We start from the raw sequence: 19,847 nt of genomic DNA, 5'->3' as shown, positions 1-19,847 counted from the left end.
CTGCCCCTGAAGACAGAGCAGGAATGAAAGGGCGCTCTAGAGCAGATCAGCCAACGAAAGGCTTTGCTGCGAGGATCTCGACCTCGATCTCCTTGCCATTTGGGGCCTCGTACGACACCTTGTCGCCCGTCTTATGCCCGGTGACCGCGGCACCCAGAGGAGCCTTCGCAGAGAAGACCTGCACGCCCAAGTCTCCACCAGCGTCACGTGAACCGAGAAGGAACGTCATCTCGCGTCCGCCAACCCGAGCAGTCACAACCATGCCGGGTTCAACGATGCCGTCATCGGCGGGCGTTTCGCCAACCTCTGCTGAAGCGAGCATCTCCTGCAGAGTCTGGATACGCGTTTCGTTCATCGATTGCTCATTGCGTGCAGCGTGGTAGCCACCGTTCTCACGCAGGTCGCCCTCCTGGCGAGCCGCATCGATCAGCTTCGCAATTTCCGGGCGCTTGATTTCAATGCGCTCGGTGAGTTCCTTTTGCAGAAGGTCGTACTGAGCCTGAGTCAGCCACTGAGTGTCGGCCATGAGTTTCCTCCAAAACGATAGCCGGCACGATGGTACCGGCGCTAAGACTCAGTCAGTCTAGCAATGCCAAAGCATTCCTGCCCGAATGCAAAGCAGTTAGGTGAATTCCGGGCGCAAACGTAACGTGCAGATGAGTCGTCCGGCCTCGTCAACGAAGCCGCAGAAATCAGAGAAGAACGGCCAAATACACGGCCACGCAGTGGCATGCCCAAGCGGCAACGGTGAAAGAGTGAAAGATTTCGTGGAACCCGAACCACGTCGGGGAAGGATCCGGACGCTTTGTTGCGTAGACGATTGCGCCCAGCGTGTAGAGAATGCCCCCTGCGACGATCAGCCAGACCACAGCCGGGCCACCAGCGCTCCAGAGCTGAGGGAGGTATGCGACAGCAGTCCATCCCAAAACCACGTAGATTAACGTTGAGAGCCACCGTGGGGCGGTCGGCCAGAAAAGGTTGATGAGGATCCCGATGATGGCGCCAGTCCAGACAATCGACAGCAGAACCGTTGCATCGTGCCTGGTTAGCAGGGCAACCGACAAGGGAGTGTATGTGCCGGCGATCAGAAGGAAAATATTCGAGTGATCAAGCCGTTTCCACACGAGCTCCCAGTTCGGCTTCCAGTAGAAGCGATGATAGAGACCCGAGATGCCAAAAAGAAGAAGAGACGAGGCAAGGTAAACCGCTGATGCCCACTTCGTCGGAGTCGTCGGGGCAAGACAGATCAGCACGATCGATGCCGCTAGCGAGAGTGGGGCTGTAACAAGATGTAACCATCCTCGCAGGTGAGGCTTAATAGCGATCAGTTGGTTTGGAACCCACGACTTCGGATGAAGTGATGCGACCTTCACGATGCCTCCCTAAACGAATGTGAACGCGAATAAATGCGAACTGTGGCTGTCAGCCTCAAGCTGATATCCACATAACCTACGTTACCGTAAGTTAGTGATTGTGCACGAGGTGCGATCCAGCAGATGACCATCTTCCAATGCCTTCGAGGTGTTCGGTTCCAACAATCGTGCTCATCGCGTACCTCCAATGCGCATATGCGTGTAGGTGAGGTCACTTTCACTATGAAAAACGATTACCCTTAACGCAGATCAACGATCGCTAGCGGTTGCCTAATACGGTGTCGTTAGCGGTTATGGCACTGTCAACGGCTACCGCTAGCTTGAAATGGGAGGGAACATGGCGCGACTAGCTCTGGCCTATGACCTGTATGAGGAACGTCTGCGCAAGCAGCTTCCCCAGTCGGCCATCCCCAGACACATTGGTGTCATTCTTGACGGAAACCGTCGTTGGGCCAAGTCCACCGGCAAACAAGCGTCGCAAGGCCATCGTGCCGGCGCCGAAAAGATCTCCGAATTCCTCGTCTGGGCAGAAGAACTCGGCGTCGAAGTCATCACATTGTGGATGTTGTCGACCGACAATCTTTCTCGCACATCAGAGGAACTGACCGAACTTCTTGGTATCATCGCCGACGCCGTTGATCACTTGGCTATGCAAGGAAAATGGCATCTCAACGTCGTTGGAGACTTGGGCCTACTCCCCGAAGACGTAGCAGCGCGGATACGCGCATCGGTTGCATCGACCGAGACCATTCAGGGCATGAAAGTCAACGTTGCTGTCGGCTACGGAGGACGCCACGAAATCACCGAAGCTGTTCGCGCCATCATGCGCGAGGCGTCGGCCCAGGGGAAGAACCTTGACGAAGTCGCGGATTGTCTATCCGATGCGGATATCACTGCTCACCTGTACACGAAAGATCAACCGGACCCCGATTTGGTGATCCGCACGTCCGGCGAGCAACGACTGTCCGGGTTCATGATTTGGCAGTCAGTCCATTCGGAGTACTACTTCTGCGAGGCCTATTGGCCGGACTTTAGGCGCGTGGACTTCCTGCGTGCTCTGCGCTCCTATGCTCAACGTGAACGCAGGCTGGGAAAATAGATCCGTCGGAGTGTGACACCGGTGATGTGAAGCCACCTGTTGCGTAGAGAATACGGGCGATACCTCATGAGGTATCGCCCGTATTTCACGTAGTGTGTCAGTCGATTTCGTGCGACCAGGGCGGGTTAGCGCCCGCGCGCGACACGGTCACGTCAGAGACTCGGGAAGCGCGGTCGAGGATCGTTTGGACCTTGTCGGCATTGATCGTTTCAAGGCCAGCGCGTCCCTGAGGACCGCGCAACTGAAGACGCCACATTGCATCCAAAATGCCACCCATGAACGAATCTCCGGCACCAACGGTGTCGACGACCTTGACATCGCCGGGGGTAGCTTCGACGCGGACACCGGACTTCGAAACGGCTAGACCGCCCTTCTTGCCGCGAGTGACGATAATCAGCAAAGGCCCAAGGCCAAGCCAACGGGCAATCACATGATCGAGGTCTTCACCATTGGTGAGCCACTCAAGATCCTCGTCGGACACCTTGATGACGTCCGATACTGCGACGAATTTTTCGACGAGGGGCAAGGCTTTTTCTGGCGAGCCCATAACGGCAGGACGGGCGTTCGGGTCGAAGGTGATGAGCGCGTGAGGACGTGCTGCTTTCAAGGCCTCGTACACGGTGTCGGCACCGGGTTGGACGGCCGCGGAAATCGAGCCTGCATGCACGATCAGCGCCTGGTCAGACACAGGGATCGGGCTGGTGGGGTTCCAGTCGAAGTCGAACGTGTAGGTGGCCGCGCCCTTGTCATCAATGGATGCAAGAGCGGTGGTCGTGTGGTGAGCCCCGCGCGATTCGGGGGTGATGACCACGTGGGAAGCGGTGAAATGTTCCTCGATGACCTTGCCACGCGGGTCGTTTGCAAACCACGTGGAGAGCACCGACGGGCGCCCCAGACGTCCAAGGGTCATAGCGACGTTCGCTGGCGAACCGCCGGGGATTTCGCGTGCATCTTCAGGGTGAGAAATGGGCGTAACGATGTCAATGAGCGCTTCGCCGATGGCGAGAATATGAGGCTCGTGAGCAAGATCCATGGCACATCCTTTGTTGGGTGCGCAGACAGGCTGCGCGATCTGTACCGATTTTAGTCTGAGCAGGGTTTCAACGTGCCCAATCGATGCTCGCGTGTGGCATCTGTGCGCAGGGCGTTGGTCTGTTGCTCGGCCATGAACACCGCGATCGACCCCAAAGCGGATATTCAAGCAAATCCACAAAGGCTCCCAAACGAATCCGATTGCAAGCTCTACCGCGAACCATCATTCGCGCCTGCCAGCTACTGTACGCGAGCCTCAGCCTTATCCAGACGAGACGCGGCAACATCAAGAATCTGCTTGCAGTGAGCGGCCAGCGCTTCCCCGCGCTCCCACTGAGACAGAGTCGTTTCAAGCGGTGCTTGACCCGATTCGAGTTGCTTGACGATCTGCACGAGTTCGTCGCGTGCTTGCTCGTAGGACAGTGACTCGACGGGAGCCAGTTCGTTATTCATATCCATATGTACCTCCGGGGTATGACAGTCGATGTGAGAGTGAGTGATGTGCAAAGAAAGGAGGACGAGGCCGCGTCCATTTATCCGTTCGCTTGGTCTGCCGGGGGCGCGGGCGTAGTTCCCACAACCTGAGCGACCATTCGGCCCGATGCAAGGATGCCTTCGATCAAACTACCTTTTGGTGCGTCGGCAACATCTTTGATGATCGCTCCACTGGGAAGCTTCAGAATTGAATATCCACGGTCGAGTGTTCCCTGTGGGGAAAGAGCAGTGAGTGTTGCCTGCATCCGTCCCAGTGCGGTTGTTTCAGCTGAAAGGCGTCGCTCGACTGCATGTCGCAAACCGGTGAGCGCTTGAGTAAGCCCCGCGCGATGCGTATCGACGACCGCCCCAGGGCTGAGCAGAACCGGGCGAGAAGCGTATGAATCGATGAACTGGCGCTCGCGGCCCAATCGAAGCATGATGGCTCCGCGCATTGTGTCGATTGCTGTTTGAATGTGCGCTTGCTCAGTTGCATAGTCCGGGACGATTCGCTTCGCGGCATCCGTCGGAGTCGACGCCCTGAAGTCGGCGACAAAGTCCAGCAGGGGAGCGTCGGCCTCGTGCCCAATCGCCGACACGACCGGAGTGGAAGCTGATGCGACGGCGCGCAGTAGTCGCTCGTTAGAGAACGGCAGAAGGTCTTCGACGGAGCCACCACCGCGTGCAATGACGATGACATCAATATCGGGCCGTGCGTCCAATTCACTGAGAGCGCTCATGACTTCGGGTACGCAGCGCTCGCCCTGAACGGCGACTTCCCTGATCTCGAAGTCGGCGACGGGCCAGCGGTCTGTGGCATTGACGAGGACATCGTCTTTCGCTTTCGCGTTCGACCCGCAGATCAGGCCGATTCGACCGGGCAGGAAGGGGAGGGGCTTCTTTCGCTCAAGCGCAAAGAGTCCTTCTTTTTGAAGCTGAACGCGCAATTGCTCGATCTGAAGCAGAAGATTGCCCGAGCCCGCGATACGGATTTCTTGTGCGCGCAGATTCAGGGAACCCTTTGATGTCCAAAACTGAGGGGTAACACGCGTGACGATCCGTGCGCCCTCTGTGAAAGCGTCACCAAGTTCTTTCACTATTCCCGGCCATGCGGTGACGGTCATCGAAGTGTCGGTCTCAACATCACGGAGGACGAAGAATGCGATTTTCGAGGTAGCGCGTGGCTTATATTCAACGATCTGGCCTTCGACCCAGAGCGTAGACATACGTTCGACGTAGATTTTGATGTTCTCCGTTAGCTTGCGGAGAGGCCAAGGGTTATCTGCGGTTGTGTCCGCGGCCCGAAGTGCCAGAGGTTGATTCGTCACGCATTCAAGAATGCCACAGACCATGGGTGAATCGAATTGCAGAAATGTGGAGCTGTACTCAAAGCCCCGTTCAGCGCGCACTCACGACCCAGATGTCGGTAAATTGAGAGCATGAGTGACCTGACGGATGCTTTTCCCGCCATCGATTCGACCTACTCCGCTTCTTCAAAGGAATCGGGAGAGGAGACCGGTCGCATCTACTTGGCCGCACCACGTGGGTACTGCGCCGGAGTGGACAGGGCTGTTGATGTCGTTGAAAAGGCCTTGGACCTTTACGGTGCGCCGGTTTACGTGCGTAAAGAGATCGTGCACAACAAATACGTCGTTGAGTCACTGACGAAGCGTGGCGCGGTTTTCGTCCAAGAGACTGACGAGGTCCCCGAAGGGGCTCGCGTCGTCTTCAGCGCACACGGTGTTTCGCCACAAGTACGTGATGGAGCTGAACGGCGTCAGCTTGCCACGATCGATGCGACGTGCCCGTTGGTGACCAAGGTTCACCGCGAGGCCGTGCGTTTTGCGAAGGAAGATTACGACATCATTCTGGTCGGGCATCAGGGGCACGAAGAGGTCGAAGGTACTTTCGGTGAAGCCCCTTCGCATATTCAGGTCGTGGGAACACCCGACGAGGTCGCAAACGTTGAGGTTCGTGATCCTGACCGTGTCGTGTGGATTTCACAGACCACGTTGTCCGTTGATGAGACGCGCGAAACGGTTGACCGCCTGCGTCAGCGTTTCCCCAATCTGATTGACCCTCCGTCGGACGACATTTGCTACGCGACCCAAAACCGTCAGGTTGCCGTTAAGACGATTGCCCCGAAGGTTGACGTCATGGTGGTTGTCGGTTCGGCGAACTCCTCGAACTCGGTGCGCCTTGTCGAGGTCGCTCTTGAAGCCGGTGCCGGTGCAGCGTATCGCGTGGATAAGGCTGAAGAACTGCAGGAAGCCTGGTTTGAAGGCGCTCAGACGGTCGGTCTGACCTCGGGTGCTTCCGTGCCTGAGATCCTAGTTCGCGATGTTATTGAGTGGTTGCAACCTCGTGGGTTCCCCACGGTTGACGTTGTTCGAACTGAAACGGAAACGATCACCTTCGCGTTGCCTCGTAATTTGCGAACGGAACTGGAAGCGAAGGGCTTAGTCGACGCGCGCCCGCACGCACCGCGCAAGGCTGGCCCTGATCACACCAGCTGATACTCCACACGATGGCACGCTGACCTAGAATGGTGAGCGTGTCTCTTACTATCGGAATCGCAGGACTGCCCAACGTCGGCAAGTCGACCCTGTTCAATGCTCTGACTCGTGCCACCGTTCTGGCGGCGAACTACCCGTTCGCAACCATCGAACCGAACGTTGGCGTTGTGCCTTTGCCGGATCCTCGTCTGAAGGTGCTGGCGGATATCTTCCATTCAGAGAAGATTATTCCCGCGACGGTTTCCTTCGTTGATATTGCAGGTATCGTCCGAGGTGCGTCTGAGGGTGAAGGCCTGGGCAACCAGTTCCTCGCGAATATTCGCGAGGCCGACGCGATCTGTCAGGTGACTCGCGCATTCTTAGACCCCGATGTCGTGCACGTTGACGGCAAGGTTGATCCTGCTTCCGACATTGAGACGATCCAGACCGAGCTGATTCTTGCCGACATCCAGACGCTGGAAAAGCAGATCCCGCGCCTCGAAAAAGAGGTGCGAGGTAAGAAGACCGAAGCGGTCGTCCTTGAAACTGCCAAGGCAGCTCTTGAAATCCTCGAACGTGGCGAGCTCCTGTCGGGCCCTGCGGGCGCTGACTTGGATCCCGATGCGCTGAAGTCGTTCCAGCTCATGACGACCAAGCCGTTCATTTTCGTGTTCAACATGGACGCGAAGGGGATGGAAGACGAGGCCCTGCAGGCATCGTTGCGCGAGCTGGTCGCTCCGGCCGATGCCATCTTCCTTGACGCTCAATTCGAAGCCGAACTGGTTGAGCTTGATGAAGACGATGCGCGCGAGATGCTGGAAGAATCCGGACAGAGCGAAGCCGGCTTGGACAAGCTGGCGCGCGTTGGTTTTGAAACTCTTGGCTTGCAGACCTATCTGACGGCAGGCCCGAAGGAATCACGCGCGTGGACAATCCATCGCGGTGATACTGCTCCGCAGGCTGCCGGGGTTATTCACACGGACTTCCAGAAGGGCTTCATTAAAGCTGAGATCGTGTCCTATGACGACCTGATCAAATACGGTGGCATGCAGGAAGCCCGCGCGGCCGGCAAGGTCCGCATGGAAGGCAAGGATTACGTGATGGCTGACGGCGACATCGTGGAGTTTCGTTTCAATGTAACCTGAGGCGCGCTAGTGTTAGCGGCATGACAACACGTGCTGCTATTTACCTCCGTATCTCGCTCGATGCTGCCATGGACGGCCTCGCCATCGACCGGCAGCGCCAGGACTGCGAAGCCCTTGCCGAGCAACGCGGCTGGGACGTCGTGCATACCTACGTCGATCAGTCGATCTCCGCGTCGAAGAAGGACGTGGACCGCCCCGACTACGACGCGATGGTGGCGTCCTTTGAGCGCGGCGAGATCGACGCGATCATTTGCTGGGACCTCGACCGCCTCACACGGCAGCCCTGGCAGCTCGAAGAGTGGATCGACAGGGCAGAGGAGCAGGGGCTGAAACTCGTCACTGCGAACGGTGATGCTGACCTTGCCACCGACGGCGGCAGAATGTACGCGCGCATCAAAGCAGCCGTGGCACGCGGCGAGATCGAGCGAAAGAGCATGCGCCAGTCTCGTGCGCAACAGCAACGCGCCGAGCAGGGCCGCTGGTACTCCGGCGGTGTGCGCCCTATCGGCTACACCTCCACCGGCGAGATCATTCCATCCGAAGCCGCCGCCGTGCTCGGTATGTTCCGCGCTGTCGAGAGGGGCAACTCCATGCGCGACATTGCGCGCGCCTTATCTGGGGTCGATCAACCGGGCTTGCCGGATATCCCGACCACGCCGCGCCATATGTACACCGTGGTCACAGAGCGCAACGCTCGACGCCGCGCTGAAGGCCAGGAAGAAAAGCCGGTTCCCGACGCGCAGCCGTGGGCCTACACGTCGTTGCACTCGATCCTGCGCAACCCCGTGTATGCGGGTTACTCCACTTATAAGAAGGCCAAGCGCAAAGGCGTGAAGAACAAATACCGCCGTGTCACGCATATCGTCCGCGACCCCGATACCGGCGAGCCGGTGAAAGGGCAGTGGGAGCCGATCGTCACACCAGATCTGTGGTGGCGCGTGCAGAACGTGCTCGACGATCCCGACCGGCTGACCAACAAGGAGCGCCGGAACACTCGCCGCCATCTCGGCTCGGGTCTGTATGTCTGCGACGAGTGTGGCAACCCCGTGCGCACACATGCCGACCGCTACCGCTGCGCCGCCTGTGGATTAGTGCGCACACATAGCGTCGATGATTTTGTGCTCGCCGTGATCCGCGCCCGCCTTGGCCGTGACGACCTGGCGGACCTGCTGCCGACTGTGGACGACGACGAGGTCAACGCCATCGACGACGAACTCGCTGAGCTTCGCGCAAAGCTCGCCCGCGTCCAGGCTGACTACGATGAGGAGCTTATCGAGGCCCGTGACCTCAAGCGCGCGCGAAACCGTTATGAGCCGCAGATCGAGAAACTCGAAACGCGCCGTGCCCGTCTTGCTGGCGCATCGGCGCTGCTCGACACAACCGGCTACGCCTCGCCCGTGGATGCCTTCGACAACGCAGAGCTTGCCGTGCAGCGCCGAGTTATCAATACCCTGTGCCAGGTGCGCCTGCGCCGTGGCGTGCGCGGCACCAAGACCTTTAACCCTGAATCGGTGCAGATCGTGTGGAACTAGGTTGCAGTGTGTGACACGTCAACAATCGCGCGCATGCGCTGCGGCGCGCAAAGCTCTTACGAAGGAACGCCACGGGAGCCGGCAGTTCGGGGGAGATCTGCCTTCGTGTATCGGGGGCGACACTGCTCAACCGTGGCGTTCGCAGGAAGTATGACACGGCTCTTGTTACCCCAGAGGTCGTAGGTTCGAATCCTGCCCCCGCTACCAACTTCCAAGCCCCTACCAGGAGAAACACTGGTAGGGGCTTTAGTTATTTCTCTTAAGGCGCACGTCCTGGGACTCAAATCGGGACTTTAGCGATGGCATTTTGTCACTTAAGCCGGTTTGGAAGTGATGGGGTTAAGTGACAATTTTCGATTTTGTGACCTTGGATGACTGTGTCGTTTTGAGGAGTCGTCTGCACGGATTTCAGAAGTCCTCTGTACTATCGCCATCCACTCCGGAGAGGCCGCGGGCGTTCGTCCACTTCATCTGGAACGCGATTCGACAGAGCGCATTCAATACGATGGTCTTTTTCTCCCTGCGAAGGATGGGGGCAGTTTAGGGTACCAGGGTGTTGACCAGATCGAGGAATTCCTCAGCGTAGGCAATTTGCTTGCGTAGCTTTTCGTAGCGGGTGCGCGTCTCCTCACGAATGTCGGCAAGGGTGGCCTTGGCATTACTCCGTGCCTGCTGTGCGGTATCACTGTCCTGCCCGCCATCTGAACTATGAAGAATCTCCGCAGCTTCCAGGAATTCCCGCATCTGATCCAGAGTAAACCCCAGCGGTTTCATCCGTCGCACCAGCAAAACACGACGTACATCAGCCTCACTATAAAGCCTGAACCCACCAGGGCTACGCCCCGATGGGGTAATCAGGCCGACGTTGTCATAATAACGCAAGGTGGGAATCGACAACCCCGTCTGGTCAACGACCTCGCCGATCTTGAAATTACTGTTTTGCATTGCCTGTTCTCCTTCACGGTGATGTTGCCCACGGGTTCCTGTGCCTGGGTTGGCGGTTGAGTAAAACTCCCGCTACCATGACCACCATCACCAAACCTAAAGTTACTAGAGGGTTGGATTCCTTTCGGGCGTTCGCCCAGTTACCTATCCCCTCAAAGATTGGACATCTATGACTGAAACTAGCACGGCGGCCCCCCGCCCCCTCCTGAGTCCAGACGGCGCTGATGCCCCTACCGGGATCATCGAATCCTTCCGTTACGCATTTTCTTCCCCCGCCCGTATCCGTATAGAGATTCTGGCCGGACTGGCGGTATCCCTGGCGCTGATCCCTGAGGCCATTGCCTTTTCCATCCTTGCCGGTGTTGACCCAGCCATGGGTCTGTTTTCCTCGGTAGTCATGGCCATTGCGATCGCCTTTACCGGTGGCCGCCCGGCAATGATCACCGGCGCCACCGGGGCTATTGCCCTAGTCATTGCTCCTGTGGCGCGTGGTTACGGGATGGATTATTTCATCGCCACCGTCCTGTTGGGCGGTGTCCTACAAATCGTGCTCGGCGCCCTCGGTGTGGCGAAACTTCAGCGTTTTATCCCCCGATCGGTGATGCTGGGTTTCGTCAATGCACTGGGCATTATGATTTTCACCGCCCAACTCGAACACCTCATTGATGTGCCTTGGATAGTCTACCCACTCGTCGGCTTGGGTGTGGTGATCATGATTTTCTTCCCCAAGCTCACCAGTGTGATCCCTGCCCCGCTGGTCACGATTATCGTGCTCACCGGTTTGGTCATTGCCGCCGGTTTGACTGTCCCGACGGTCTCGGACATGGGCAAGATGCCGGAGACCTTACCGTCCCTGTTTATTCCGAACGTGCCGTGGACGTTGGAGACCCTGCAGATCATCGCGCCTTATGCCCTGGCCATGGCCGTGGTCGGTCTCATGGAATCGTTGATGACCGCCAAGCTCGTCGATGACATCACCGACACTCATTCCGATAAAACTCGTGAATCCTGGGGACAGGGGGTGGCTAATATTGCCTCCGGTTTCTTCGGCGGCATGGGTGGCTGCGCGATGATCGGTCAAACCATGATCAACGTCCGCGAATCCGGGGCACGTACCCGCCTATCCACCCTGTTAGCCGGTGTGTTCCTGCTGGTCCTGGTCCTGGCACTGGGCGACATCGTTGGCATGATCCCGATGGCTGCCCTGGTGGCAATCATGATCATGGTCTCGGTCGGCACCATCGACTGGCACTCGGTGCATCCACGCACCCTTAAACTCATGCCGGTCTCTGAGACCATTGTTATGGCCGTGACGATTATTGCCACCCTAGCCACCAGCAACCTGGCCATTGGTGTGGTGTTGGGTGTGGTCACCGCGATGATCATGTTCGCCCGTCGGATGGCACATATCGCTTCCATTGAAAAGGTCTCCGAGATCGACGGCGACGGCGATGGAGAGATTGATACTCGTACCTACCGGGTGCATGGCCAGTTGTTTTGGGCATCAAGCAATGACCTGGTTTATCGCTTTGATTACACCGATTCTGCCCGTCATATCACTATTGATCTCACTGAGGCGGAGATCTGGGATGCCTCCACGGTCGCGACCTTTGACGCGATTACGCAGAAGTTCCAGGACAGAGGCAAAACCGTGTCCATTATCGGGCTCGACGGTCCCAGTCAGGACCGGCTGAACCGCCTGTCTGGCCGGCTTGGCACCGGCCACTAACATCCCCCGACTCGAGCACATCGACTTGGCGCCCCAACTTATAACCGGGGCGCCAGTTTATTGGTGCTGTTGCAAAGTTGGGGCATAGGAAGAGCATAAAAGAAGCGTAGCGGTTAACCGCTACGCTGTGTTGTGGGGATTTTTACTTTTTACGGTGCACGTGTTCTAGTTAGTGGTTCGTTTCTTTCCTCGGGTGATTGCGACGGTATTCCTCGACTAAGTGAGCAATACCCGGCGCAGCCTGGGACAACATCCAGGTCATAAGCGCTATAAGAACCCCTATGACGATAAGTGTTAACGCCAACCAGCCCAGTGTTGGGCCGATGCCGTTGGCCTCCTGGACGTGACCCCACAAGGCAGACACGCCGTCGGGTATGCCGAGCATACTTAGCAGCCCGTTCCCCAAGGCTCCGACAGCAACGAGTGCGATAGCAACGAAGAGAACACTGGCTGCAATCCACGAGGCAGACATGCAGGCCTTAATAAAGTTCGTGTTCGACTTTTCCATATCGTCGTTATACTGCTTGCGTTCTGCGCGTATCTCCTCCAGCAGCTTTTCGTTGGACTCCTTCTCCTGGAGCAGAGCGCTGCGAGCCTTCTTAGAGGCTTCTGCTGCCTCGTGCAGGCTCTTAGGCTCTTTCGACATTGCCTCAGATACAGCTACTTCTACCAGCGGTTCCAGGCTAGAAGTCAGGCTCGAAGTCATCTGAGCGTTCAGGCTCTGGCTGCGACCCGGACCACATCTACTCAGACACCATCTCCGGCACCAACTGGCAACGGCCTGGTCTTGATGACGCGCTGGCGTACATGCGCCCCGACGACACGCTCGTTGTCACGCGCTTGGACAGGCTCGGCCGCAGCCTCGCGGACACCGTGAACACCATCGCTGACCTCGCCGAGCGTGACATCAACGTCAAGGTGTTGGAGCCAGCGCTGGACACGTCGAAGCCCACCGACAAGGTGGTTATCAACGTCATGGCAAGTCTTGCCGAGTGGGAGCGTGACCTGCTTGTCCAGCGCACCCGTGAGGGCGTGGCGCACGCCCGCGCACAGGGCAGGGTCGCCGGCCCCAAGCCGAAGCTCAGCGCTGAGCAGGCGCAGATGGCCAAGGAGCTTATCGACGGCGGCAAGTCCGTCAGCGCTGTAGCGCGCACCTTTAACGTCTCGCGGCCGACGATCTATCGCGCTCTCAAGCGCATCGAAGCCGACGCTTAAGCACAGGCTGCGTCGCTAGCGCTCGCACCCGGCGAGAAGGCATCAGGCTGCGCTAGCGACGCTCGGCACACATGAGTGCTGCACTGCTGGGATACGCCTGCGACCGGCAGAGCCGGGCCGAATACGGGATTGACCACATACACCCCGTATTCGTGCAAAGGAGCACTGCCATGTCCACCCATTCTCACACGCTTGCATCCCACGGCGAGATCCTCGCGAACCTCCCCGGCATCCTCGGGTTCTACCCGAACAACTCGCTGATCCTCGCGTTCTTCGTCGACGACGAGGGCGTCGACACCGTCCGCCTCGGCCCGGTCGCACGGTTCGACCTGGACGAAGCAGTGGAGAAGCTCACCGAGAGCCGCGAGCGGTTCGCAGCGTGGGTCCACCACCTCGAACTCGACGCTGTTATCGCGTACATGATCAGCGATGACATTGCGCAGCCGGTCTTCGACGAGACGGCCACGTACCTCACCAGCGGGGCCTCGCCGCTACCGCCGCTGCTCGGGGTGGTGCAGGTGCCCGAGATCGTCACTGGGGCTGCTTGGTGGTCTGTGTACCAGCATCCGCTCATCGACGAGCCGCGCCACGGTGTTGTCGGCGAGGTCGCCGCATCAGCGGCGCTGCAGCAGATGCTAGAGCACACCGGCGAGCTGCCGGAGCCGAGCAAAGACGACATCGAGGCACGGTTGAACAGCACTGACCACGGCATCGACGCTGCCGAGCACGCCGACATCATCGAAGACGCGCTGGCGTATATCCCGCCCATGTTCGCAGACGTGCTGCAGCGTGAGTATGAGCAGGCGGCGGCAGGGATCACCCAGCCGAGCGCTCGCGCTGTTCGGTCTGCGCTGAAATGCTTCACCACGCCGCGCTTGCGGGACACGCTGCTTGCCGCACTGCTCGATGACCCGCAGGCGGGCCTTGCGTTCATAGAGAAGGTTATGCGCGCTGTCCCGACCAGCTGGCCAGGCATGCGCTCGCAGCTCACCGCCACTGTTGCCGTGCTCGCTCACGCCACAGGCCAGCCGGGGCTAGCTGGCGTGGCTGCGCAGCGAGCCACCGAGATCGGGCCAGACGAGAACTTCCCGTCGCTGGTGGCGAAGCTGACCGATATCGGCCAGGGCGAGCGGATGGTCGAGCTTGTCCGCGAGGGCGCTGAGAAGACCCGCACGATCTTGTTTGCCGAGTAGCACCACACACCCCGTTGTAGCAATGCAACGGGGTTTCTTTTTCTCGCGGGGCCTTGGCTTGCGACGACAGACACCGCAACGAGGCAGGGGAGTGACCTTTAGACAGCAGAGCTGTCTCCAACAGACGGATTGACCATCAATCCGAACAAGGAGGCACGTGATGCGCGACATCACCCACACCGACCTGGAACTGCTCTACCAGCTCGCCGACGGCATCGACGGCGAGGACGCCGATCCGGGCGCAGCACAAGAACTGCGCGACCTAGAGGCGGCAGGCACACCGCTGCCCTGGGCAGTGTTGTAACGACAGCGCAACCGCCCCGCAGCAGCAAAGCAGCTGCTTAAGTACCCAAATTGCACGGCAAATCACACCCACTCACGTAAGGAGAACCAACATGTCCAACCCCTTCAACAACGGCACCATCGTCGGCAACGCAGCTCGCGCACCCAAGCTGTTCGAGCACGCAAACGGCGGCGCGACGGTGAAGCTCAGCGTCTATGCGCGCAACACCTTCAAGAACAAGTCCACCGGCAAGGTGGAAAGCGAGATCGTGGAGCTGACCGGCTACGTCCAGGACGCCGCGAACCCCGGTGTGTTCGGCTGCATCGGCTCCGGCGATCGCGTTGCGGTGAGCTACTCGCTCAAGACCGACGTCTACACCGACAAGGACGGTGTGAAGCAGTACCCGCTGGTGGCGCGCATCGACACGGTGCAGCTGATCGATTCCAAGAAGGAGTCCGCTGCTCGCGCTGCCCGTCGCGGAGGCGAGGCGGCGACCGCCGCCCTGGCTGGCGCTGAGGGCGAAGAAGTACCGTTCTAACTACGAAACCCCGCAGGGAAACCTGCGGGGTTATTTTTTCAACCATTTCACACGCCAATTTGCTGCGAATCACTTGTGCAGTTTTACGGTGCAGTGGTGCGGTGCTTTTACTGGCGTTTCTGCTGCGCAACTCACTGCACTATGTAGTGTCTGTGACATTTCATTAACACGTAGGTTGCACTGTGTATTGGGCACCCATTTCATCGACACGTTTACTGCGCAATCAAATGCCCTGTCACTTTAATGACATGTGAATTGGGCAGTGAAGTGGTTTGTCATCCTATTGACACCTTTACTACGCAACAGAATGACAACGACATTCTGTCGGCCCTTCTACGGACATCTCTTCTGCGCAGCACATGCCCCGTCGTACACACCGACGTGCTGCGCACTATCTCCGCCACTCAACAGGCCAATTCACTGCGCAACGTAGTGACACCGGCCCCGCCTAGCCGAGATTTCTTCGATTTTCGCTGAATATCAGCCGTTTACCCGCCGCCAATGACCTACGACGCCGACGGCCCCCTGTTAGGCCCGCAGAAGGCCGTACAGGGCAGGGGAGAGCAGTGCTACAACTCCATACCGCCATCACGATCACGCTGCTGTTGCTGCTGGCGGCGCTTCTCGATGCGCTCGCGTGCACGCTGCTGCGCCCCGCCCTTCTTGCCTGAGGTCTGCGACTGCCTGAACAGCGTGTAACGCTCAAGCAACTCTGGGCTGCGATGCAGTTCTTGCACCAGGAACTTCTTATCCAAGTGCTCCAACTGTTGTCCTGACTTCACCGCTTCTTCGATGATGATGGCGGCTTCATCTTCGGCGTCCGTGTGCGCGTTGCGGCGGATCTGATCAGCCTCATCGCGGGCATCCTTGCGCGTTACTGCAGCGTCGCGTGTGGCCTCGTCGCGGATGCTCGTGGCCTCATCTCGTGCTTTGCTGCGGATCGTCTCGGCGTCGCGCTCAGCCTGCTTACGGGCCTCGTCGGTCTTGCGAGTGATCGTCTCTGCTTCGCTGCGAGCTGCGGCTGTAATATCGCCCGCCTTGGCCCGCGCAGTCTCTTCGGCTCGTTCGAGCAGCTCGTCTGCTTGCGCTTCGGCCAGGCCCAACTCCTGCTCAGCATCCTTGCGTGCTTCGCTGCGGATCTCTTCGGCTTCTTGCTCGGCCTTCTCGCGTGCTTCCTTGAGCACACGCTCGGCAACCTCGCGAGCCTGTGCTTCAGCATTCTCCTGTACGCGCTGGGCTGCTTCGCGGGCTTCTTGCGCCTGTTCAAGTTCCTTAGCAGCCTGCTCGCGGTCACGATCAATTGCGTCCATGTCGCGCTGCACGGATCGCTTCTTGACTTCCACATCATCCTCGCGCTTGGCGAGATCGCGCTCCCGGTCTTGTTGCTCGGTGTAGCGGTCGAGGTTGAGTGACTCGTCATGACGTTCGGAGACTTCTAGTTCCACCGGATAGCCGAGCGAGTGCATGTGTTCGCGCAGGCCCCGTTGCGCGTCGATGAACTTCTGGTTACCCGAGATCTGCTTGCCCTTCTTCGGGCCGGATGTGTACCGCACTGAGGTGTCAGTGTTGTACGCGATGCCGGGGCGGCAACGGAGCTTGTCGGGATCTTCGGGCTTCGGTGAGAACGTATCCGCCTGGAACTGGATGTGTGGCGTTGATTCGTCAAAGTTTATATCACCGCCAGCGACTGCGTCGATACCGCCGGGGATGAAGTTTTCTGCAAGCCAGCGCATTGACTCTTCGAGGTACTGCTTTGCTTCCTCGTAGTCGCGGGCGACATAGCGCGGACGTTTCACTTCGCGCCCGTCCACCTCACTGGTGTAGTAGTCGGGGATCTCCTTGCACATCGACTTCGGCAGATACACGACGAACAGCGACGTCTTGAAACTGTTCTTCTGCACGCGCACTCCGTCCATCCGAGGCGTCTACGGCCGCCACAGGGCCGTACAGCCGCTGCCACAAAGATGAACCAATCGAGTCGCGGCGCTACACATGTGCATCAACCGCTGCCGCTGGATCTGCTGCAGCGCGACGCGCTCGCGAAACACACGTCGCTGGCGGTGCTCATTACATGCGCTTGCGCGCATATCTCTGCCGCGAGCGTGATGCGTCTGCACCGATACTGTGCTTATGGCACGGGCAGATATGGAGTGTATTAATCAGGCCCGTGGTTCAACCCCCGCAGCAGCATCAACACCGCCTGGCGGCGGATGGCTCGCTGCGGGATTTTCACCACCCTGCAATAACCGCCTAACGGCGGTGTCACGGTGCAGGGTGTGGCTGTGCGCACCACGTAGGCGATGTCGGTCTTGCCGTGCGGTTAGACACCTTGCGCTCGCAAGCTCGCTGCAGGTGTCTCGATGACGCGGGAAGACGCCGCAAGCGGCGTTTCCACCCGTCATCGGCCCTTACTTTAAGACCGACATACAGTGGCTGACGCCGCATGTGGTGCGCACAGCGTGGCGACCTGCAGGTTTTGCGTAGGCACCATGTGCGCTTCGCGCATCAACGGGCCGTTTCGGGTAAGGGTCGAAGACCGTGTCACAACCCGAAACACGCAGGTCGCAGCCCCCTTCTGTGTCAAAACCCCTATATGTTTGTCGTTATAGGGGTAGAAGGGGGAAAAGGGCATAAGGGGGTGCGACGCCTCCGCTGCGCTCCGGCGCTCGGCATAGCCGAGGCACTGCACCGGGTATTACTACTCGCTGGCGCTCGCATAACCCGGTGCCCGGCGCTGGCGCGCCGCCCCTTATAGCCCCAGACTCAGACCTCGCTCGCTCGGTCTGGCTGGGTCTACCTTTCCCTCCGCTGCGCTCCGGTCAAGGTGCCCAATAGTGCAGCTGGCGCTGCACCTTGTGTGATGACCCATGCTCTGCATCACGACACTGCCGGCAATCCGATATATCCCGTTGATATACATTCGGATATGCCAGCATCGATGTGTCGTGTTTGGGTCATCACGAAACGCTCCATCACGGCAAGCCTGCCGAGATGGATATTGGCGTATCTCACGACGCGTCCATTATGCGGCATGCGCCGCATACCATCTGCCGTCGCGGTTGCATCTTCAGCAGCACAGCTGCTGAAATCTGCTCTGTCCACGCTGCTGTCTTTGCTGCACCCACGGCCCCGTCTTCGGCATATTTCAAGTCCACACAAGACTATGCCGGCCAGAACCGCGCATAACAGCAGCGCGACATACCGCCAGCCATGTGGCGGATGATCCAGGCGACGGGGCAGACGTGTATATGCCCCGTCGCCGATACCGGCGCAAGCATCGTGACAGTGTCACGTGTAGCGGTGCCGCAGCCACCCGCACACACGCGAAAACCCCGCCCTTGCGAGCGGGGTGTGTGGCGACATCAAACGTGACGGCTGTACGTCGTCACGCCGCGTGGCCGTACACACATGAGGTGATTGCGTGTACGGCTAAAGGGTTAGTCGGGTACAACTTCTAGATGCCGCTTCGGCTTACTGCCCTCGGTGCTCTCAGGCGTGTCGCCGTCACCGTTCTCAGGTGTATCGCTGTCCCCTTCGGTGCTGGCGGACTTGTCACCGTCCCCTTCGGTGCTGGCGGACTTGTCACCGTCGAGATTCACCTCGAACTCTTCGGCATACTTGCGCAACTGCGCAAGGCGCTCCTTTGTCGCTTTGTGTGCACGGCGCGCCTCGTTCACGGTATCTTTTGCTTGCTGCTCATCGCGCAGCGCTGCTGCGTAATCGTCTCTGAAAGACATGGTTTGTTCTCCTTGGTTGAATGAACTGTTTATTTGGACTCGGGGCACGACGGTGGAGCGCGCGTGTGTAGTAGCACGGCCATCACCCATCAGCCCTCGCACTCAGTTCAAGACCCAGCCTGACTAGCTGAGCTAAGCGGCGGGATCTCGTCGTAGGCGGGTTTGTCCGCATTAGTGCTTCACACCGCCCAGCACCGTGACGAGCTGCTGGCGCTGCTCATCTGTCAGTTGGGGCGCTGCATTCACGACGGCATCGACGAAGCCGTCGAATAGCTGCGGGGCAGGGCGGCGTGCGGCCGCGAGGTAGGCGTCGAGATCGTCTTGGCGAATCCGATAGGCGGTGCCGAAACGGTGGAATGAAAGACGGCCCTCTTTAATAGCTTTTCGCAACGTGGACTCGGAGCCGACGCCGAGATCGGCGAGTTCCTGCAGCGTGTAAAAGCGTGGCGCGACGGCGGTAGTCGTGTCCTTTTCGGACATAGAAAAACGCTCCTGGGCAGATTGATCTGTCCCGGAGCGGGGTGCTTTACCGGCTTGCTATTCAGGCGGCTTGGAGTGCCGTGCTCAACTCGCTAGAACGGTGGTCTGCCGTCCCATCGCTTTACGGGAGCGCTTACTCCCTACCTGACCGCTTTTGTGGTTGGCAATGCCGTTGCCGACCGGTCTATCTCGTCGGAGGAACCGCGCCTATCACGGTCGAGAGGCTGTCTCTTTATGAATTATCCTCGGGGTTATCCCCCGTATGCGGCTGGCTAAACCAAAAACGAATTAAAACGCCACATACGGTCTGGGGGCCATCGTACGGAACTTATGCGTCGCGCACAATAGCCTGCGACCTAATCTTTACGAATCGAACCGAGCACGTTTCTACACGCCACGTGGCACGGCTGGGGTGTTGTGGTGGGGCAGCTGTTGTGTGGCGGCATGGTGACACGCAAGGGGCGCGCCTTTTTATGACCTGTGACACGTCTATAGTGTGCTCGTTTCGTAGTTTTGACCTCGTTTCGTAATTTGCCGATCAAAATACGAAAAAATTACGAAACGCTCTACCTGCGGT

Annotated in this window: 19 protein-coding genes; 9 read left to right on the top strand and 10 right to left on the bottom strand. The window is 58.8% G+C overall.

The window, feature by feature from the left end; translation table 11 throughout:
• Positions 1-46: 46 nt before the first annotated feature.
• Positions 47-526, bottom strand: a complete 480-nt coding sequence (gene greA, locus QP109_RS02965) for a transcription elongation factor GreA (RefSeq protein ID WP_101627561.1) — start codon at positions 524-526, stop codon at positions 47-49.
• Positions 527-692: 166 nt separating this feature from the next.
• Positions 693-1,373: a PAQR family membrane homeostasis protein TrhA gene (gene trhA / locus QP109_RS02960; RefSeq protein ID WP_101627560.1), complete on the bottom strand. Its 681-nt coding sequence runs from the start codon at positions 1,371-1,373 to the stop codon at positions 693-695.
• Positions 1,374-1,710: 337 nt separating this feature from the next.
• On the opposite strand from trhA, the gene QP109_RS02955 reads away from it, so the two are divergent.
• Positions 1,711-2,472: an isoprenyl transferase gene (locus tag QP109_RS02955; RefSeq protein ID WP_101627559.1), complete on the top strand. Its 762-nt coding sequence runs from the start codon at positions 1,711-1,713 to the stop codon at positions 2,470-2,472.
• Positions 2,473-2,569: 97 nt separating this feature from the next.
• Here QP109_RS02955 and QP109_RS02950 read toward each other — a convergent pair whose 3' ends face one another.
• The 3 genes from QP109_RS02950 to xseA form a co-directional block, all read right to left on the bottom strand.
• Positions 2,570-3,505: a carbohydrate kinase family protein gene (locus QP109_RS02950; protein WP_285023212.1), complete on the bottom strand. Its 936-nt coding sequence runs from the start codon at positions 3,503-3,505 to the stop codon at positions 2,570-2,572.
• Between the two features lie 239 nt (positions 3,506-3,744).
• On the bottom strand, positions 3,745-3,957 hold the full coding sequence (locus tag QP109_RS02945; protein WP_502929272.1) for an exodeoxyribonuclease VII small subunit: 213 nt from the start codon (positions 3,955-3,957) through the stop codon (positions 3,745-3,747).
• 80 nt (positions 3,958-4,037) lie between these two features.
• A complete protein-coding gene (gene xseA / locus QP109_RS02940; protein WP_285023208.1) occupies positions 4,038-5,330 on the bottom strand; it encodes an exodeoxyribonuclease VII large subunit in 1,293 nt (430 codons plus the stop codon).
• Positions 5,331-5,417: 87 nt separating this feature from the next.
• Between xseA and QP109_RS02935 the strand changes: the two genes are divergently transcribed.
• From QP109_RS02935 to QP109_RS02925, 3 genes are read left to right on the top strand one after another with little or no spacing between them, the layout of a single operon-like run.
• Entirely contained in the window at positions 5,418-6,494 is a 1,077-nt protein-coding gene (locus QP109_RS02935; protein ID WP_270772076.1) for a 4-hydroxy-3-methylbut-2-enyl diphosphate reductase, read from the top strand.
• A gap of 38 nt (positions 6,495-6,532) precedes the next feature.
• The gene (gene ychF / locus QP109_RS02930; protein WP_285023204.1) at positions 6,533-7,618 is read left to right on the top strand and encodes a redox-regulated ATPase YchF; all 1,086 of its coding nucleotides are present in this window, start codon (positions 6,533-6,535) and stop codon (positions 7,616-7,618) included.
• 20 nt (positions 7,619-7,638) lie between these two features.
• A complete protein-coding gene (locus QP109_RS02925; RefSeq protein ID WP_070421670.1) occupies positions 7,639-9,150 on the top strand; it encodes a recombinase family protein in 1,512 nt (503 codons plus the stop codon).
• Positions 9,151-9,690: 540 nt separating this feature from the next.
• On the opposite strand, the gene QP109_RS02920 is transcribed toward QP109_RS02925, so the two are convergent.
• Positions 9,691-10,095, bottom strand: a complete 405-nt coding sequence (locus QP109_RS02920) for a MerR family transcriptional regulator (protein ID WP_048733850.1) — start codon at positions 10,093-10,095, stop codon at positions 9,691-9,693.
• A gap of 169 nt (positions 10,096-10,264) precedes the next feature.
• Between QP109_RS02920 and QP109_RS02915 the strand changes: the two genes are divergently transcribed.
• Entirely contained in the window at positions 10,265-11,824 is a 1,560-nt protein-coding gene (locus QP109_RS02915) for a SulP family inorganic anion transporter (protein WP_285023203.1), read from the top strand.
• A gap of 169 nt (positions 11,825-11,993) precedes the next feature.
• On the opposite strand, the gene QP109_RS02910 is transcribed toward QP109_RS02915, so the two are convergent.
• Positions 11,994-12,470 (bottom strand): hypothetical protein, encoded by a 477-nt coding sequence (locus QP109_RS02910; RefSeq protein WP_034664648.1) that lies wholly within the window; start codon positions 12,468-12,470, stop codon positions 11,994-11,996.
• 95 nt (positions 12,471-12,565) lie between these two features.
• Between QP109_RS02910 and QP109_RS02905 the strand changes: the two genes are divergently transcribed.
• The 4 genes from QP109_RS02905 to QP109_RS02890 all read left to right on the top strand — a co-directional run bounded on the left by QP109_RS02905 (position 12,566) and on the right by QP109_RS02890 (position 15,053).
• The gene (locus QP109_RS02905) at positions 12,566-13,039 is read left to right on the top strand and encodes a recombinase family protein (protein WP_080972893.1); all 474 of its coding nucleotides are present in this window, start codon (positions 12,566-12,568) and stop codon (positions 13,037-13,039) included.
• A gap of 170 nt (positions 13,040-13,209) precedes the next feature.
• Positions 13,210-14,232, top strand: coding sequence for a DUF4192 domain-containing protein (locus tag QP109_RS02900; protein ID WP_049181628.1), 1,023 nt, complete (start codon positions 13,210-13,212; stop codon positions 14,230-14,232).
• A gap of 160 nt (positions 14,233-14,392) precedes the next feature.
• Positions 14,393-14,536 (top strand): hypothetical protein, encoded by a 144-nt coding sequence (locus tag QP109_RS02895; protein ID WP_016456431.1) that lies wholly within the window; start codon positions 14,393-14,395, stop codon positions 14,534-14,536.
• 91 nt (positions 14,537-14,627) lie between these two features.
• Positions 14,628-15,053: a single-stranded DNA-binding protein gene (locus QP109_RS02890; protein WP_016456430.1), complete on the top strand. Its 426-nt coding sequence runs from the start codon at positions 14,628-14,630 to the stop codon at positions 15,051-15,053.
• Positions 15,054-15,622: 569 nt separating this feature from the next.
• Here QP109_RS02890 and QP109_RS02885 read toward each other — a convergent pair.
• The 3 genes from QP109_RS02885 to QP109_RS02875 all read right to left on the bottom strand — a co-directional run bounded on the left by QP109_RS02885 (position 15,623) and on the right by QP109_RS02875 (position 19,270).
• Entirely contained in the window at positions 15,623-16,954 is a 1,332-nt protein-coding gene (locus tag QP109_RS02885; protein WP_285023202.1) for a hypothetical protein, read from the bottom strand.
• Positions 16,955-18,490: 1,536 nt separating this feature from the next.
• Complete coding sequence (locus QP109_RS02880; protein ID WP_024058949.1) at positions 18,491-18,790, bottom strand: hypothetical protein; 300 nt, start codon at positions 18,788-18,790, stop codon at positions 18,491-18,493.
• Between the two features lie 171 nt (positions 18,791-18,961).
• Positions 18,962-19,270, bottom strand: a complete 309-nt coding sequence (locus QP109_RS02875) for a helix-turn-helix domain-containing protein (protein WP_024058948.1) — start codon at positions 19,268-19,270, stop codon at positions 18,962-18,964.
• Between the last annotated feature and the right edge of the window lie 577 nt (positions 19,271-19,847).

The sequence above is a fragment of the Pauljensenia sp. UMB9872 genome (assembly GCF_030212665.1).
In the GTDB taxonomy this organism is placed as follows: Bacteria; Actinomycetota; Actinomycetes; order Actinomycetales; family Actinomycetaceae; genus Pauljensenia; species Pauljensenia turicensis_B.
The sequence above is the reverse complement of the archived record's forward strand: the minus strand, read 5'-3'. Positions and strand labels throughout refer to the sequence as shown.